7 protein-coding genes and 1 pseudogene are annotated in these 17,105 nt (G+C 47.5%); 1 reads left to right on the top strand and 7 read right to left on the bottom strand.

What is annotated here, in order from left to right:
• The first annotated feature begins 48 nt into the window (after positions 1-48).
• Positions 49-1,217: pseudogene (locus ASG85_RS25445) on the top strand (IS3 family transposase).
• 655 nt (positions 1,218-1,872) lie between these two features.
• Here ASG85_RS25445 and ASG85_RS25440 read toward each other — a convergent pair.
• The 7 genes from ASG85_RS25440 to gcvPA all read right to left on the bottom strand — a co-directional run bounded on the left by ASG85_RS25440 (position 1,873) and on the right by gcvPA (position 17,092).
• On the bottom strand, positions 1,873-6,924 hold the full coding sequence (locus ASG85_RS25440; protein WP_060648100.1) for an OmpL47-type beta-barrel domain-containing protein: 5,052 nt from the start codon (positions 6,922-6,924) through the stop codon (positions 1,873-1,875).
• Positions 6,925-7,040: 116 nt separating this feature from the next.
• Positions 7,041-8,714, bottom strand: a complete 1,674-nt coding sequence (locus tag ASG85_RS25435; RefSeq protein ID WP_060648099.1) for an extracellular solute-binding protein — start codon at positions 8,712-8,714, stop codon at positions 7,041-7,043.
• Positions 8,715-8,780: 66 nt separating this feature from the next.
• Positions 8,781-9,656 (bottom strand): carbohydrate ABC transporter permease, encoded by an 876-nt coding sequence (locus ASG85_RS25430; protein ID WP_060648098.1) that lies wholly within the window; start codon positions 9,654-9,656, stop codon positions 8,781-8,783.
• Positions 9,657-9,674: 18 nt separating this feature from the next.
• Positions 9,675-10,616 carry an ABC transporter permease gene (locus tag ASG85_RS25425; protein WP_060648118.1) on the bottom strand — a complete coding sequence of 314 codons (942 nt, stop codon included), beginning with the start codon at positions 10,614-10,616 and terminating at the stop codon, positions 9,675-9,677.
• Between the two features lie 253 nt (positions 10,617-10,869).
• Positions 10,870-13,107: a helix-turn-helix domain-containing protein gene (locus ASG85_RS25420; protein ID WP_060648097.1), complete on the bottom strand. Its 2,238-nt coding sequence runs from the start codon at positions 13,105-13,107 to the stop codon at positions 10,870-10,872.
• Positions 13,108-14,258: 1,151 nt separating this feature from the next.
• On the bottom strand, positions 14,259-15,740 hold the full coding sequence (gene gcvPB / locus ASG85_RS25415) for an aminomethyl-transferring glycine dehydrogenase subunit GcvPB (protein WP_060648096.1): 1,482 nt from the start codon (positions 15,738-15,740) through the stop codon (positions 14,259-14,261).
• A complete protein-coding gene (gene gcvPA / locus ASG85_RS25410) occupies positions 15,737-17,092 on the bottom strand; it encodes an aminomethyl-transferring glycine dehydrogenase subunit GcvPA (RefSeq protein ID WP_060648095.1) in 1,356 nt (451 codons plus the stop codon). The genes gcvPB and gcvPA overlap by 4 nt, the downstream gene beginning before the upstream one ends.
• Positions 17,093-17,105: the final 13 nt, after the last annotated feature.

The following is a 17,105-nucleotide window of genomic DNA, read 5'->3' as shown; positions in this document are numbered from 1 at the left end:
TAATGGAAGACCTGTATACTAAAAATATAAATAAGGTCGAGGTGTGGCATGGGAGAAACGAGAGAAAAACGCAAACATTATACGCAAGAGTTCCGGCGAAAAACAATCGAGCATTTGGAACAAACGCATAAGTCGTTGACCCAGTTATCTAGGGAACTGGATATCGGGGTGACGACCCTGAGTAACTGGAAACAAATGTATGGTGCTAATAACAAGGACAAAAGTACTCAGCCACTGGTGGATTACGAGCAGATGAAAAAGCTCGAACAGCAAAACCGTGAACTGAAAGAGGAAAATGAAATTTTAAAAAAGGCGATGCACTTCTTCACCAAAGACCGGGACTGATTTATCCGTTTGTTTACAAACACCGCTCAAAGTACCGGATCGAGAAGTTGTGCATCGTTATGGGTGTATCCCGAAGCGGTTATTACAAGTGGACTCACAAGAAACCAAGTAAAAGTGACAAGCGCATTATAAAACTTAAAGAACGAATTCGTCATCACTTCTACGGATACAAGAAGCGGTACGGCAGTCCCAAGGTCGCAGCCAAGCTGCGTGAAGACGGTTGGAAAGTGGCTACCAAGACCGTAGCACAGCTTATGAAAGAGCTGGGCCTGGTTTCGTGTACCGTTAGGAAATATAAAGCCACAACAAACTCCAAGCATAACCTGCCGGTCTACGACAATGTATTAAACCGCGAGTTCAAGGTAGACAAACCACACAAAGCGTGGGTGTCCGACATCACTTATGTAGCTACATCAGAAGGTTGGGTGTACCTTGCAACTCAAATGGATTTATTCTCCCGCAAGATCGTGGGTTGGGCCATGGGAGAGYGAATTACTAAAGAACTTGTGCTAGCTGCACTTGACGATGCTCACAAGCGTGAGCAACCCTGTGAGGGCGTCATTCACCACTCCGATCGTGGATCCCAGTACGCGTCGAATGATTACAGAGCACAGATCGATCACTACAAGATGGTGGGAAGCATGAGTCGTAAAGGTAACTGTTACGACAATGCTTGCATTGAATCGTTTCACAGTATTCTAAAAAAAGAACTTGTATATCAAACAAAATTTCGCACCCGAAAACAGGCCTATGAAGCCATCCATGGATATATCGAGATCGACTATAACCGAATTCGTATCCATTCTACATTAGGCAATAAGTCCCCGTATTGGTTCGAAAAAAACTACTACAAGCAACTTCAGGCTTCATAAAGTTGTGTCTACTTTCTTGACAGAAGTTCAAAATAGCTCAGAAGAGCTGGTTTTGGAGGCCCACTCCGGATGCTCCTCGCAAAAGGCTTTGCTTGCCGCATNCCATTCTACATTAGGCAATAAGTCCCCGTATTGGTTCGAAAAAAACTACTACAAGCAACTTCAGGCTTCATAAAGTTGTGTCTACTTTCTTGACAGAAGTTCATGATGGAAAATTCCATTGCATAGTGTCCAATGGAATCATGTATTCACGAATAGCATGTTGGATTTCATTGTATTTGCTCCAATGGTTTTAATCTTATTAATTGCTCAAGCTCAAGCGCCGCTTTTGGAACATATATTTCAATCCTAAGAATGTACTTTAGAGGCTCTAAGGAAGGTATTATTTTTGGAGGTACGAAGAAAGAGCCTATCGATCATTCATCGAGAGGCTCCATCAGTGCGCTATTTGAGCGGAATGAGCGATTCAGAGGCAAAAACAGTGAAATATCGCACTTGTTCCTCTACCTCATGATTTCGTGGCGTTTCGTTCAAATAGAGGATCGACTTTCCCTCTATATTCGGGAAATTTTGGTTACTGTAGCATCGTTAAAGAAAAGGATAAGGGGCCAATCATCCAAAAGTGACTTTGGATGACAGGCCCCTTCTTTACTATTCACTTCCCTGACTTTTGCTGCAGATATAGAATGGCATCCCGAAGCAGCTTGGCGGTCGTACTATCCGTATACTTGCCATCTTTGATGACAGCATCGAAGATAGTCGGATCTTTAAGCTGACTTTGGTTTAGCAGCTTCTGAAGCTGAGTCACCTTGTTCTGCAAGCTGTTATAAGTGCTTTGATTTGGGAAATATCCTAAATTCCATAACAAACGGAGTAAATCGTCCAAATGATCGAGATCCATGATCACTTTCAATACAAAGGTACGTACGATCGTATTGCCCGCGTTATCTGTAGCCGTTACTTCAATCGTGTGCTGACCAATCCACAAGCTTAGAGGTTGGAGGTTAATGTTAGGACTAACAACGGCACCATCCAGTTTAACCACAGATGAGGCCACTCCGCTTAAGGCATCCGTGATACCAACATTCCATACAATCGGATCCGTCAAAAATACAGTTAAAGGACCGGGTATGTTGATTTCAGGTGCTTGCGGATCGAAGCGTACTTCCGCAGAGTGACTAGCTTCCTGATTACCTGCCAAATCAACGCTATAATAGTTTATCGTGTTTACACCGTAGGTGTTTACCGTAACCGAAGTTCCGGCAGTGGCAGTTCCCCCATTTAGGATGTAAAAGGTCTGTTGTACGCCGCTCAAAGAATCATAAGCCGCTAATGTGACGGTTTGCGGTGTTCGCTGCCACCCCGCTATTGATGTGTCCGTGGTTGCTGGAGCTGTTTTATCGATGCCTATAATCAAATCTTTAGGCACTTCTTCATTATTAAACACATCAATCGAATGGTATTGGATTTGATATACCCCTTCATCACTGAAGGTGACCGGCTGAGCTGTGACAGGATGCCATGTTCCACCCTGAATTCGGTATTCCGTTTGCCGGATTCCAACGCCAACAGTCGGATGCACGGCTGTAAACGTAACATGCACATCTTGCTTATTGAATGTGCCTGACCCCGTTGCACCGTCCGCTGTCGCTGTTGTCACAGGAGGGGTGACATCTCGCTTCTTCACCTGGAAAGTCATCTCGTTGGTGTTGTTCGTGCGATCCATTTCAGTGAATCGTCCGATATCATTGATATTGACGCTTAACTGGTAGGTGGCTTCTCCATTAGGAACTTCCCAATATCCGTTCTCACCGCCTGCGTTTGTGTAGAGTGTTGCGCTGCCGCCTACAGGGATGGATTGATTATACGTATCCGTATAACCAAACGAACCGCCGTTCAAACCAAACACGGCTCCGGTTATTTTGCCGTCTGGGGTTGGGAGAATACCGACATTTTTCACCGTAACATAGAATCGAATTCCCGTTTGCCCGGCATACGGATCTGCTGGATCCGTTCCAAGATCTGTTACGATAAGATCAGGACCTGGCGTTAGGGGCTGGCGTTCCAAACTCAAAAACTCGAACGATTGATGGATGATCCGGCCGTTCTTAGCGACAACTTTGATGATATGGTTTGCCATAGGGAGACCCGTCTTTTCGAAAACAACCTTCTTCGCGCCTTGTGTGTTTGCTGTTTTCAAATCCACAGTTGCTTGCAGGACATCATCGATATAAACATCTGCCTCACCTAAAGATGACTCAATATCGGAATACCAACGGATTCCCGTACCCTTAAAGCCCATAGCTGTGTAATCGCCCGGGGTTGTCGTTTCATGGAGATTTGCTCCATTGGCGCCAAGAGCGAAGGTAGGGGCGGAATAATACATATTTGTACTGGAATGAATGACGTTCGTCCAGAGTGCTTGAGGCGTTTCATCCAAGATGCCTTCTTTCAACTCGAACCAATCAAAGTAGGCGAACACATTATCGCTGCTCTTGACGATGGACAGCACAAGGTTGCTTATGTCCGCAGGCATCATGACGTTATATTCGACTGTTGTATAGACGTTCGGCTCCGTTCCAGGCAAATCCAGCGTCCGTATCAGCTGATTGTCGATAACGAGATTCACCTTTTTGTTCGCGGCCGCACTATATTTAAGCTTAAGAATGTAATTGGTATTTGCTTTGACAGGAGGTTTCAGCATGTTCATCCGTCCTTGTGTAAAGTACATACCGACGAATGTACCATGATGGGTCACTCCTTCCAGCTCTGTTTGCTCCGCTTCAACATGCAAAGCTCCCGTAGACGTTGTGGTAAAAGGAGATGCCGGCAACGATAAGGAGGATATGGCCAAAGGGTCGCTCGGCACGGATTCGTTGCCAGAGTCGTCATAAGCGATGAGCGTGTATGAGTGTGCGCTTTCCGGTCTAACGTCTTGGTGCGAATAACGGGTTACGGCTTTCGGCAGCTTAGCGAGCAGTACGCCGTTATCATAGAGCTTATATCCGGTGACTTCCGCATTATCTGTAGAAGGCTGCCAAGTTAGCTTGATTTGTTTGTACGAAACGGCCCGTGCTTGCAGCGTAGGCTTGCTTGGTGCTGAATGTTCCAACGGGGTCAAAATGTATTCGACGGCTTCGCCCGGTTGAAGTGTTTCTGATAATTGCGCGCCCAAAGCGGCGTCAATGGTCGTAAAACTGCGTGCAGCCGCATACGTGTTGCCTGCGCCAAAGCGTTCTGCCGCATACTGGGCGTTAGTAGGCAGCGTAACATTGACGTTCATTGTAACCGGTGTCGTTTCAAAATTAACAAAATTGAGCAGAATTTTATTGGACTTCGCGCCGGTGCTGCTCACACCAAGACTTGACGAATCCACCGCGCGGAAATAAGCTTTTTTCCCGGCAAGCTCATTCTGATTTGTATACACATAAGGGAGTGGTTTGCCATGCGTACTGTAGGCTAGCGCTAAACGGCGGAAAACCTTCAAACGCGTTTCATCGGGATCGCTCGTATTGATCCATGCTTCGGCATCGTCTGCGGACTTCATTTCGATGTCCTCTTTGAGCAAGCTGTACTCTCGGAAGTAAGCCGCATGCTGCATGATGTAATCGAGATAGCCGATGGTACTGCGCGTTTCTCGATCAAAGATGGAGGCAAAACGGTGCGTGAACGTATCGTAACGGTTATTGTCGGTATGAAAATCATTAGCTCCCGTTTCACTCATCATCATCGGCTTTGCCATTCCGTCACCCTGATACTCAGGAAAGGTCTTTAACGTCTCAACGACAGCGCCTCCATCACCACTCGAAATCCCGCTTAAGGTATAGCTGTGTCCGTTCGTCATATCGGTATAGTCTTCAATCTGCCTGCGGTAGGCAGGATCACGCTCCCAGCCATCGGGAATTCCTTTGGAGGGCCAGTATGCCCAGCCTGGGGAAACCGCTTTCAACCAAGGGTTTAGCAAAGGCTTCTGCTCACTAACATATTTAGCAAGAGCCAAATCGGCGGCAAATGCATTGTTAAACACGCCGGGTTCATTATCAAGCTCCAAGTACTCGAACAAATCCCCATTTTCTGCAATGAGATTGTTGTAATACTCTTTGACCTTCTCAGGGACGACCCCCGATGAAAGCTCTGGATCCTTGATATAGGTTCCGAATGGCAGCAGCACGGGTGCCAAATTCAAATCGCGCAAAGCGGTCAACCATTCCCGCGAAAATTGACTGGAACGAATGACGTTCCCGCTGTAGGCGAGTCCCAGCCACTTCGTTACTTCCATCGTTTGCAGATCGCGGTCTTTCAATACATGAGAGACAAGTGCTGTTCCAAGATGGGTATAACGCCCGTGAATCGGTTCCACGGCTGGAGCTCCTAATGCCTCAAGTTTGGCATAATCCCATTCAAACCAATGATATTCATCGCCTTCAGTTCCCGCATACAAGCCTCGATCCAAAGACAGCTTCAGTTCATTAGATCCAACCTTCAGCATTTCCTTCGGAATATAAAGCTCGTAAGTTTCTTTGAATTTTCGAGTCGTATTTCCGCCGTTCAAGCCTACAATTTGGATTAAACCGGCCATCGTATCATTGGAAAATACAGCTAATTGCGGAACGGATACATACGCGTCCAAGCTTCTGAAGCTGAACTGCACGCCATGCTCCGGGATCTCTGGCAAGTTGTAAGTAATAACCATAGAACCGTTGCGGCTAAGCTTCAGTCCTTTAGACACCGAACTCCAATCTGTGCGAGTAGCCCAGTCGGAAGGAAGGCTGAAGGACTCAACGGGTGTTGATTTATAATCGCCAAATTCGGTCGACTGCTGATTATCAAGCCCGATCTTCCAAAGCGTTGTATAAACCGGCGCAGGTTGTTCTACGGAAGTTAGCGTGTAAAAGGCGGTTGAATACAGAATTTTTCCGGCAGGTTGCGCCGTCGTTTCTTTCAACCGAACCTGTATTTGTCCCGTCGTGTAGTTGACATTGTCCAGTTGAAGCGGGTTCGTTGTTACGGTTTGCCACGTGTAACCGCGATCTGTGGTGTATTCATAGGCTGCCACATCTGGAAAACCGGGAACGGGCGTCCATCCGAATGTATTCGCTGTGTCGTCCTGCACCGGATTTGTTGGCGCATCAGGCAGCACATAAGGTGTCAGGTAAGTGCCAGGAATAACCTGTTGGACTATTCCCGGCCCTTGCCAGGCGACAGCCAGATTGTCATTCGAGGTGTTTTCTTTGTGCAGCGCCTCGATATAGTATCTTTTTCCGCTGGATAGCGGAATGATCACCGATTTCTGAGTCGGAGATTTACCCCACTCTCTGGGCTTGGCGAAGACGGTATTAGACGCTATCTTCTCTTTGTGCGCAGGATCGCCATCCGGACTCAACCATAGCTCGGAGCTGTCATCCGCTGCGATCCAGAAGGTGTAGCCTCCGCTGACTGGCGGCGTCAGAAAACCATAAACACGAGAACCATAGAGATCCCCCGTATTGTTCGGTGTCTCGAAGTTAGCGAGTAACCTCGAACCCGATGGAGGGGTCTTTACAGGAATCTGTTCCACCTTCCCCCCAGGAACGTTATTCCAATAGTCTTGGGTAATACCTGCTGCAGCCGCAGCTGCACGATGCGCTGGAAGGAGAGGAAACAGTGAAACAATGATTGCCGACAGAAGGATTGAAACAAGGAGTTTTGACTTGTGTAGGGATCTCATAATTACCTCCAGGTTAAGAGATTATCAATAGGATTCCCTAATCCTATCCGGGGTCCACGTCATGTGTAGACGGCGCTCCGATCCATCTAACATTGAAGCGCCGCTCCTCCTTCGTTCTATTTCAACTCTTTCTGAGACTGTTCAGCGAATTTGTACAGATCATCAATACTAAATACCTTGGATTTGTTGTTCTCATACCATTTGGCGTAATAATCATCGACTTGTTTGCCGCCTGCTTTTTCCCATACATCCTTAGCATCCTTCACAGCTTGCTGTGCGGTGTAGCCAGTGCCACCTACCAGAGCTTTCAACCAAATATCGCCTTTATCGATGTTGTTGGATTTGCTTGTGCTTTTGACAATCGCTTGCAGATCATCAGGCAGTACCGGTAAGAAGTCATAACCAAGCGAAGGAATAGGACGATCTTTATTAATATAGATTTCTTTGGATTTGAGGTTGATGTCGAGCAGTTCTTTCTGGGTTGGCACTTCTGGACGCAGGTTCACCAGATACACTTCCGCACATTTGCCCAGCAGCAAATCGGATCTCATCATATTCAGATCATCGGTGTACAGTTCTTTCTTGTTTTTCTCTGTGTCGATAGGCTGCAAACAGCCATTTGAACCTTTTTGCGAATGTGTACCCTCAATACCGTTTTTCAACAGGCTTGCATTTTGGGGATCCACCATCCAGTCAATATACTGCATAATCGCTTTCGGATCCTTCGCTTTGGCATTAACGACACCGACCATTTGCACAGGTGTACTGATAATCGGGCTGAACTGCCCGAATTGGCTTTTCGGTAAAGCCATCGGAATGACCTTAGCCGTAGGGTTGTTCTTCTTCAAAGTTTCATAGTTCGAAATGGTAAACCATGCGCTGTCGATCGCGAAAATCCCTAATTTTCCATTCATAAAATCTTGAATGCCCTTTTGTCCGTTTTTATCTGTGAGAAAATCCTTATCGACTAAACCGTCGTCAAACAAACGCTTCTGGAATTCTACGGATGCTTGGAGGCGTTCCCAGTCATGTACAAAGTTACCGTTTTGCTCGGCCCAATCGATCGAACGACCGAAGATGTGGCTGATCACGGAGAAGCCGACACCGCTCAGGTTGATACCGAACGTATCCTTTTTACCGTTGCCGTCCGGATCCTGGTTCACGAACGCTTTGGCTACGTTGTACAATTCTTCGGTTGTCGTCGGAACCTGCAGGTTCAGCTTCTGGAGCCAATCCTCACGGATTAAGAGACGATGATGCGGGGCCACAACATTTAAACGTCCGATTTCATACAATTTGCCGTCTTCCTTCGTTCCAATCTTGCGCAGCAGCGGGTATTTCTCTAGAATTTGCTTGTAGTTTGTGCTGTATTTGTCAATCATCTCATCGATGGGCATCAGCAGCTTCTGCGAATACCAGCTGTTCCTGTAGTTGGCATCATACTCCAGAATCAAATCCGGTGCGCTTCCCGAGGCAAGCAAGGCATTAAATTTCGGGAACGATTCCCAGCGGGGAACGGGTGTATATTTAACATCGACAGGACCGTTCTTGTTGATCCAATCCACCCAACGGTTTTTATCCCAGTTGCCTTCCTCCGGAGGAATATTGCCCCGATCATAGACGGAAACGTTAATGGCACCTCTTTTAGCCGGTTCGACTGCTGGGGTCGTATTCGGACTTGACGATGTCCCTGGATCATTGACTTTGGCTGTGGAGCAGCCTGCCAATACCGCGATACAAGCTAGTGTAGACAGTAGAGCTTTCTTATGACCCCTACGTAATATAAACATGGATATACCCCCCTTAGATCATTCGTTTCCTAAAACAGCTTAAGTTAGGTTGTGTTGTCCTTCGTCTTATCCTTTAATCGCGCCGATCATGACCCCTTTAACAAAATACTTCTGCAAAAAAGGATAGACGATCAGCATAGGCACAATGAGTACGATTACTCCGGCCGCTTTGATGGATTCTGGTGTCATTTGCTGCAAATCATCCGGTCTCACGGAATTAAGCTCTTGAAGAATCGATTGGCTGGCGACCATCTGTTGAATCATAACCGCCAAATTCATTCGTGTGCTGTCATTGATAAACATAAGTACGTGTAAGAATGAATTCCAATACCCGACGCCATAGAATAAAGTCAACGTAGCCAGTACTGGCAGGGATAACGGAAGAATAATCCGGGTGAGAAGTCTCCATTCTCCACAGCCATCCATGCGTGCTGCCTCTTCAAGCTCTTCAGGCACATTCATAAAGAAGGTCCGAAGCACAAGCATATTGAACGCGCTGATCAGTCCCGGCATCCATATGGCACCGTAAGTATCCAGTAAGCCGAGACTTTTTACGATCAGAAACAGAGGAATTAACGGTGTTCCGAACAGCATGGTAAATACGATAGCTAGTGTAAAAAAGCGACGCGCGTAGAAAAATTTCTTGGCTAACGGATAAGCCGCCATGATCGTAAACCACATGCTTATCACAACGCCGACAACAGTAATCACGACACTATTACGAAAGGCTTTGACCATATTCGTGCCAACATATAAGGCTTTGTACGCTTCTACAGTCCAGCCTTGCGGCCATAGGGTTACATGTCCCGATACAATTGCCTGATAGCTGCTCAAGGATAGGGATACGATATGCATCAAGGGAAGAACGCAGCTTAGAGCTGCAAAGCTAAGGAATATATAATTGATCGTGTAAAAGATTTTCTCATCCCATGTTGGTTTCATGATGGGGAGGCTCCTTTCTTACCACAGTCCTTGATCGAATTTACGGGCAAGCTGATTCGCAAGGACGACGAAGAAGAAGCCGACCAGAGATTCAAACAACCCGACCGCCGTAGTTAAACTGAACTGTCCTCCTTGGACACCCACGATAAAGATATAGGTGCTGATGACATTCGAGACATCCGAAACGGCTGCATTTTGGAGCGTGTACACATGGTCAAACCCAACTTCCATGACAGTACCCATACTCAGAATCAGCATGAGAATAATTGTGCTGCGAATACCTGGCAGCGTGACATGCCAGATCTGCTTCCATTTGGACGCACCGTCGATGCTGGCAGCTTCATACAGGTGCGTATCGATCGAGGTAAGAGCAGCCAGATAAATGATCGCTCCCCATCCAGCTTCCTTCCAAATTCCAGATCCGAGGAAGATGGCTATCCAGCTATGCTCCTGATACAAGAAGGCAGTAGTGTGACCCGTCCATAGCTCCAACAGCTTGTTAATGATACCGGATTGTTGCGAAAATATCGTAACGACAATGCCTCCGACAATGACCCATGAGAAAAAGTGAGGAACATAGATTAGCGTTTGAACAACCTTCTTGAACCGCATGGCGCGAACTTCATTCAGTAGGATGGCAATGATAATCGGAAAGGGAAATCCAGCGACAATGCTTAATAAACTCAATGTGACCGTGTTGCGGATGATAGTCAGCGTCTGGGGTTGGGTGAAAAGTGCCTTGAAATGCTTTAGGCCAACCCATGGACTTCCCCATATGCCATCCATCAAGTTATAGTTCTTAAAGGCAATAATATTTCCTAATATTGGAAAGTATCGAAAAATAATAAAGTAAGCGATAACCGGTACAAACATAATCAACAGCGGCATATTTTGCTTGAAACGACGACGGGGGTGCAGCGACTTGGCGATAGGTTGGGCAATTCTTCGAGTAGAAATCATAGGGGCTGATTGAATGTTATCTAGCGGTGTATGTGGCATCGTGTGTCACCTCCTTTAGTGTGAAAATTGAACCATCTTTTGCTCCCTTGCCGTCGATGGAATCAATGTAACTCAGAGGTGCAATCCTTCACAATATACATGAATTAGCGAATAAACTCTTTTGAAACCCCTTGCTGTACAAGGCTTTAGTGGATTTGATGCAGAGGTGAATAAACAACAATTAACAATATACTTTTCTTGAAAAATGGCATGATTACTCTTGCTTTCGGTAATCACCTGGCGTGACGCCGGTATACTTCTTGAAGGCGCGTATAAACGAAATAGCATGCGTGTATCCAACCATGCCCCCGATGTCCTGGACGGAGTAACGGCTGCTCTGGAGCAGCTTTTTCGCTTGTTCCATCCGGATCTTAACGAGATAATCGACGAATTTTTCACCAAACTCTTCTTTGAATGCACGGCTGACATGCGAGGCATGAAGCTGAAACTGCTCGCTTAGCGAAGTAAGCGACAACTCCGGATCTGCATAATGGGTCTCCACGTAGGTGCGAATCTGGTTCATGACCGCATGTGTGCTTCTGTCTTCACGAATAGCAGTCATACGCTGCGATACTTCTTCTAACATTTGAAACCACGCTGCATATAATTCTTCGATTGTATCGAACTGTTCAATGGCGTCGTTCAGCTGGGGCAGCGCGATTTGCCATAACTCCTGCAGCTCGGCTGATAGCTCCATCATCTCCCGGTGTAAATGATAAATTAAATAATTCATGAGATTGCGGATCTCATCATAGGAGAATAACCCGACTTTTAATTCGGTGAAAATTTGCTCCAAGGCTTGCTTCCAACCCTTGTCCCCCAAGCGAAATGACTGAGCCAGTGATTTGACCAGGGGCAAATGCTTATACATTTCCTTCTCCGAGGACGCTTCGGATTCCCAATGATAGAGGACACGATTCGTTCCTAAGGTCGATTTAAAGCGAAGAACATGGACGGCAGCCTCGTAGGAATGAACTAGCTCTTGAACTTGTCCAACCACGTGCCCGACACCAAGCGTAATGCGGAAATGCAGATGCTGCTCGACCCAGGAGCGAACATTTTCGCACAGATTGGCCGCGAGCTTCTCGCTGTTTTTGGCATTCTCATCGGCAAATAACACAACACTAAGCCTATGTGTAGCTGTCCATTCCGCCCATACAGTAAGGCCAAGCGGTTCAGCCGTTTCATAAACGACACGGCTCAGTACAAATTTCAGCAGCTCTTGATCCTTGTGAGAGAACATTCTGCATACTTCCATATACTTATCCATCTCGATGACCGCTGCAGCAAGCTGACCGAAGCCGGAAGGCAATTGCAGCCGATTCATCTCGGCTTTCCAGTCTTCATAATCGACCGCCCGGCTGCCCTCCAGCCATTCTTTGAAAAAGTGCCGCCGCCGGAAGACGATATCTTCCTCATGCTGCTTCTCATAGCGGCTGGATAACTCCATGAGGTTGCGGATGGCTCGATCAATATACTGGAATTCGTCTTGTTTCTTGCCCTCGACTCCCATCGACTTCAGTTCGGAATAGGCATGGATACGGGACATAATTAACTGAATTGGCCGATAATTGCGATGGGTCACATAGGTCATCCAGACCCCGCCAAGGACAACCATAACTAGTCCCAATCCGATCCATACATAAGAGAATACAGAGGTGAATGTAAATAAATAGTCATCGTTGAGGCCGCTTCGGTATTCCCAATTTGTATAGCTAGAATGGATTCGGGTAAGCTCGGACCCTCTTTTCTTAAATCCTGCTGCGCCATCTTCGTTTCCGGATGCCATCAGCTGTTTGCCTTCGGGGTCGTATACTTCGATGAAGCTGATCTTTGAATTGGACATATCTCCGACCATTCTTACAATAGATTCCATACTGATGTTGACAACGACGATGCCCTTTTGCCCGGATAGCAGAGGAATCTTGCGTACTAACGAAATGACGACTTTACGCTGATCCATCTCAGCAAATTCTTTAAAGACCCGCTGATTCGTCAGCTGATACTGAGAAGGGCTCTTCATCATCTCTTCTATGAACATTTTATCGCCGAAACGGTCTGCCGTTATCATCGTGTTTGGGCTAATGACCATTTGATCAGAAACACGGTAAAAATAAACCGAATCAATAAACTTGTTGTAATTCATCATCCCCCGAATCAATTCGGTGACTTCATAAGCCGAGTAATAGGGATTTCCCTCAAATTTGTTGTCAAAAAACTGGTCAATCCGCTCATTTGTCTGTAGTTCCTTGATCACATATTCGTCTATCGTCTTCAAGGCATAGTCAACCGACTGCATGATATGCAAGGCATACGTTTTATTTGCATTTTCAGCTTCTTTTTTGGACAGTTGGCTGATCGAAAGAATAATAAGCACAATGAGGACGGAAGTGATCATGAAAAATACAGGCAAATAGGAAAACAGAAGCCGATAAAACCATGGTTTGGTCATAAAAACGCTCCTCTAACTTATTCCAAGTGCTATGAAATAACAGTATCGCCGCATTCCTATTGCGACTGTTCACTGTCGTACGTTATATGCAAAATATTCAGGTATCATGCTTGTATAAGTGAATCTGCTTAATCTGCTTGATACTGGCATTACTATAAATTTAACCTTCAGGCATTATCCCTTTGGTTCAGGAAAAGCTGGGTGAGGGGAGTTAGGTCTTAATTGAGAGTTTCTATATGCACTATCCCTTTGGTTCAGGAAAAGCTTGGTGAAGGGAGTTGGTCTTAATTGAGAGTTTCTTTATGCACTATCCCTTTGGTTCAGGAAAAGCTTGTTGAAGGGAGTTAGTCTTAATTGAGAGTTTCTAGATGCACTATCCCTTTGGTTCAGGATAAGCTTGGTGAAGGGAGTTAGTCTTAATTGAGAGTTTCTATGAGCACTATCCCTTTGGTTCAGGAAAAGCTCGGTGAAGGGAATTAGTCTTGATTGAGAGTTTCTATGTGAACTTCCCTTTGGTTCAGGATAAGCTCAGTGAAGGGAGTTAGGTCTTAATTGAGATTTTCTATGTGCACTACCCCTTTGGTTCAGGAAAAGCTGGGTGAGGGGAGTTAGGTCTTAATTGAGAGTTTCTATGAGCACTACCCCTTTGGTTCAGGATAAGCTCAGTGAAGAGAGTTAGTCTTAATTGAGTGTTTCTATTTGCACTATCCCTTTGGTTCAAGTTCGAAGAAGCTAAAGAGGTAATTTTGTAGACTGCTCAGAAAAAGGTTTTTGAAAAGGATTGAATGGGAAGAAAGGAGACAAGAAAAAGTTAATTGAAATCAATGGAATCATAAACTGGATAAAAATGATATTCCTACATCTGTGTGGAACTAATCAAACTAAATAGAACTAATCAAACTACATGGAGCTATCGAAACTGCTTAGAACCTATCCTGATTCGTACTAACGTAAACCAAAACCATTCCAGAAAGATAGAATAACGCCTCGCCACGACGTCAACGAACTATACACATCAATTATATAGCACTGCTAAACCAATTACTCTTCCTTTCTGAGTATAAGGGATAGTGCAAATAGGAAGATAAATAAAACCCGCCACTTCAGCTGCTGAAACAGCTTGAAAGGCGGGTATTTTGTATCTTGGTTATTTATCCGCAAGAACAGTTCAGGACAGGCTTGCGGGCAGCGAGCGCTTCGTCCATACGGCTGACGACGGTGGTATAGGGAGCGTTTTTGACGAGCTCCGGGTTTTCTTCGACTTCTTTGGAGATGGCGATCATCGTGTCTATGAATTCGTCTAAGGTTTGTTTGCTTTCGGTTTCTGTTGGCTCGATCATGATGCATTCTTCAACGCTGAGCGGGAAGTAGATTGTTGGCGGGTGGTAGCCGAAATCGAGCAATCTTTTGGCAATGTCGAGTGTGCGTACACCGAGCTTCTTCTGGCGGTTGCCGGAAAGCACGAATTCGTGCTTACAGTAACGTGGGTGAGGCACATCAAAGTAGGGTGTCAATCTAGCCAGCATATAGTTCGCATTCAAGACGGCATACTCGGATACTTTGCGTAAGCCTTCTGGACCGAGTGTACGAATATAGGTGTACGCGCGGACGAGAATGCCGAAGTTGCCGTAAAAGCCTTTGACACGACCGATCGTTTGCGGGTAGTCGTAGTCGAAATAAAAGCTTCCGTCTTCCCGTTTCGCAACGAGTGGAGTGGGTAAGAACGGGATTAGCTTTTCTTTGACGCCAACGGGGCCTGCTCCAGGTCCTCCTCCGCCGTGCGGAGTACTCATGGTTTTGTGCAGATTGAGATGCACGACGTCGAAGCCCATGTCGCCGGGGCGAGTGATGCCCATAATGGCGTTGGCATTAGCTCCGTCATAGTAAAGCAGTCCGCCTGCTGCATGTACGATCTCGGCGATTTCAACGATTTGTTCTTCGAACAAGCCGAGTGTGTTCGGATTCGTAAGCATTAACGCCGCGGTATCGGGACCAACGGCTTTGCGAAGCTCATCGAGATTCACGAGGCCGCGCTCGTTGGATTTAATGGTTATCGTTTGGAAACCTGCAACAGTCGCACTGGCAGGGTTAGTGCCGTGCGCGGAGTCGGGACAGATGACTTTGGTCCGCTTCTCGCCGCGGCTTTCGTGGTAGGAACGGATCATCATAAGTCCGGTCCATTCACCATGAGCGCCAGCCGCCGGCTGCAGGGTTACGCGGTCCATACCGGTGAGCGCTTCAAGGTCATTTTGGAGATTGTAGAGCAGCTCCATTGCGCCTTGCAGCGATTCTTCCGGTTGGTACGGATGTATTTTGGCGAAGCCAGGGAAGCGGGCTACGTCTTCGTTAATTTTTGGATTGTATTTCATCGTACACGAGCCAAGTGGATAGAAGCCATTGTCGATGCCGAAGTTGCGACGGGAAAGGGCCGTATAGTGACGGATGACGTCTACTTCATACACTTCTGGCAGGTCGGGTTCAGTCTGACGCCTAAACTTGGCTGGCAGGAGATTGTTCAAATTGACTTCTGGCACATCGGATTCAGGAAGTGAATAGGCGACACGACCTGGGTGGCTCATTTCAAAGATGAGCGCTTTGGCGTCTGATTTCACGTTTATGTTATTTTCGCTCATACGAGTTCCTCCAGTGCAGCTGCGAAGACATCGATATCTTCACGCGTTCTTTGCTCTGTAACGGCAATAAGTATATGGCCGGCGAGCTCGGGGTAGTCGCGGCCGAGGTCGTAGCCGCCGATGATGTTATGCTGCAGGAGCTTACTGTTCAGCTCCTGCACGTTCGTGCCGTCGGGCAGTTTGACGGCAAATTCATTGAAGAAGCTGCCTGCGAATGGCAGCGAGAATTTAGAAGACGCGGCTAAGCGGTTTGCCGCGTAGTGGGCTTTCTGGACGTTGAGCTTGCCAACGTCTTGGATGCCCTGCTTGCCCATCGTGGATAAGTACACGGATGCGCAAAGCGCGAGAAGCGCTTGGTTGGAGCAGATATTCGACGTGGCTTTCTCACGTCGGATGTGCTGCTCCCGCGCTTGGAGCGTAAGGACGAAGCCGCGTTTGCCATCGCGGTCAACGGTTTGGCCCACGATGCGCCCAGGCATGCGGCGCATCCAGCTTTCGGCGACGGCGAAGTAGCCGCACGTCGGCCCGCCCAGCGCAGCTGGGATGCCGAGCGGCTGGCAGTCGCCGACGACGATGTCAGCGCCGAGCTTGCCCGGCGCCTCGAGCAGCCCGAGCGTGAGCGGATTCGCGCTCACGACGAGCAGTGCGCCCGCGCCGTGCGCGAGGGGCTCAGCGGCCCCGATATCCTCCAAGCAGCCGAAGAAATTCGGCGATTGGAGGATGACGGCAGCCGCTTCGTCGCTAAGCTTGGAAGTGAGGTCCTCGAAGTCGGTCACGCCCTCTGGCGTAAGCCCGATCTCGACCACTTCCAAGTTCAGCCCGCGGGCGGTCGTGCGCAGAATCGCGCGCGCTTCCGGGTGCACCGCGCGAGAGACGAGCAGACGGCTGCGCTTCGTCGCTCCGCTAGCCAGGGCGCCGGCTTCGGCCAGCGCTGTTGCGCCATCGTACATCGAGGCGTTCGCTACGGCCATGCCGGTGAGCTCACAGATGTACGACTGAAACTCGAAAATCGCCTGCAGCTCGCCTTGGCTGATTTCCGGTTGGTAGGGCGTATACGCTGTGTAGAACTCTGAGCGCGAGATGACATGATTGATCACCACCGGAAGGTGATGATCGTAGATGCCAGCGCCGAGGAAGCTGGCATACCGGTCAAAGTCGGCGTTGCGACCCGCCAGACCGCGCATATAGCGTAGAAGTCCTTGCTCATCCAGCGCCTTCGATACGTTCAGTTCGCCTTGAAAGCGAACCTTCTGGGGTATATCTTGAAACATCTCCTCCATGGATGAGATGCCGATGGTCTCCAGCATTTCTTTCTGATCCTGCTCCGTAATAGGCAAATAGCGGTGCTTCATGATGGCGGCTTGC

It is taken from the genome of Paenibacillus sp. Soil724D2 (assembly GCF_001427935.1).
Lineage (GTDB): Bacteria > Bacillota > Bacilli > Paenibacillales > NBRC-103111 > Paenibacillus_E.
The sequence above is the reverse complement of the archived record's forward strand: the minus strand, read 5'-3'. Positions and strand labels throughout refer to the sequence as shown.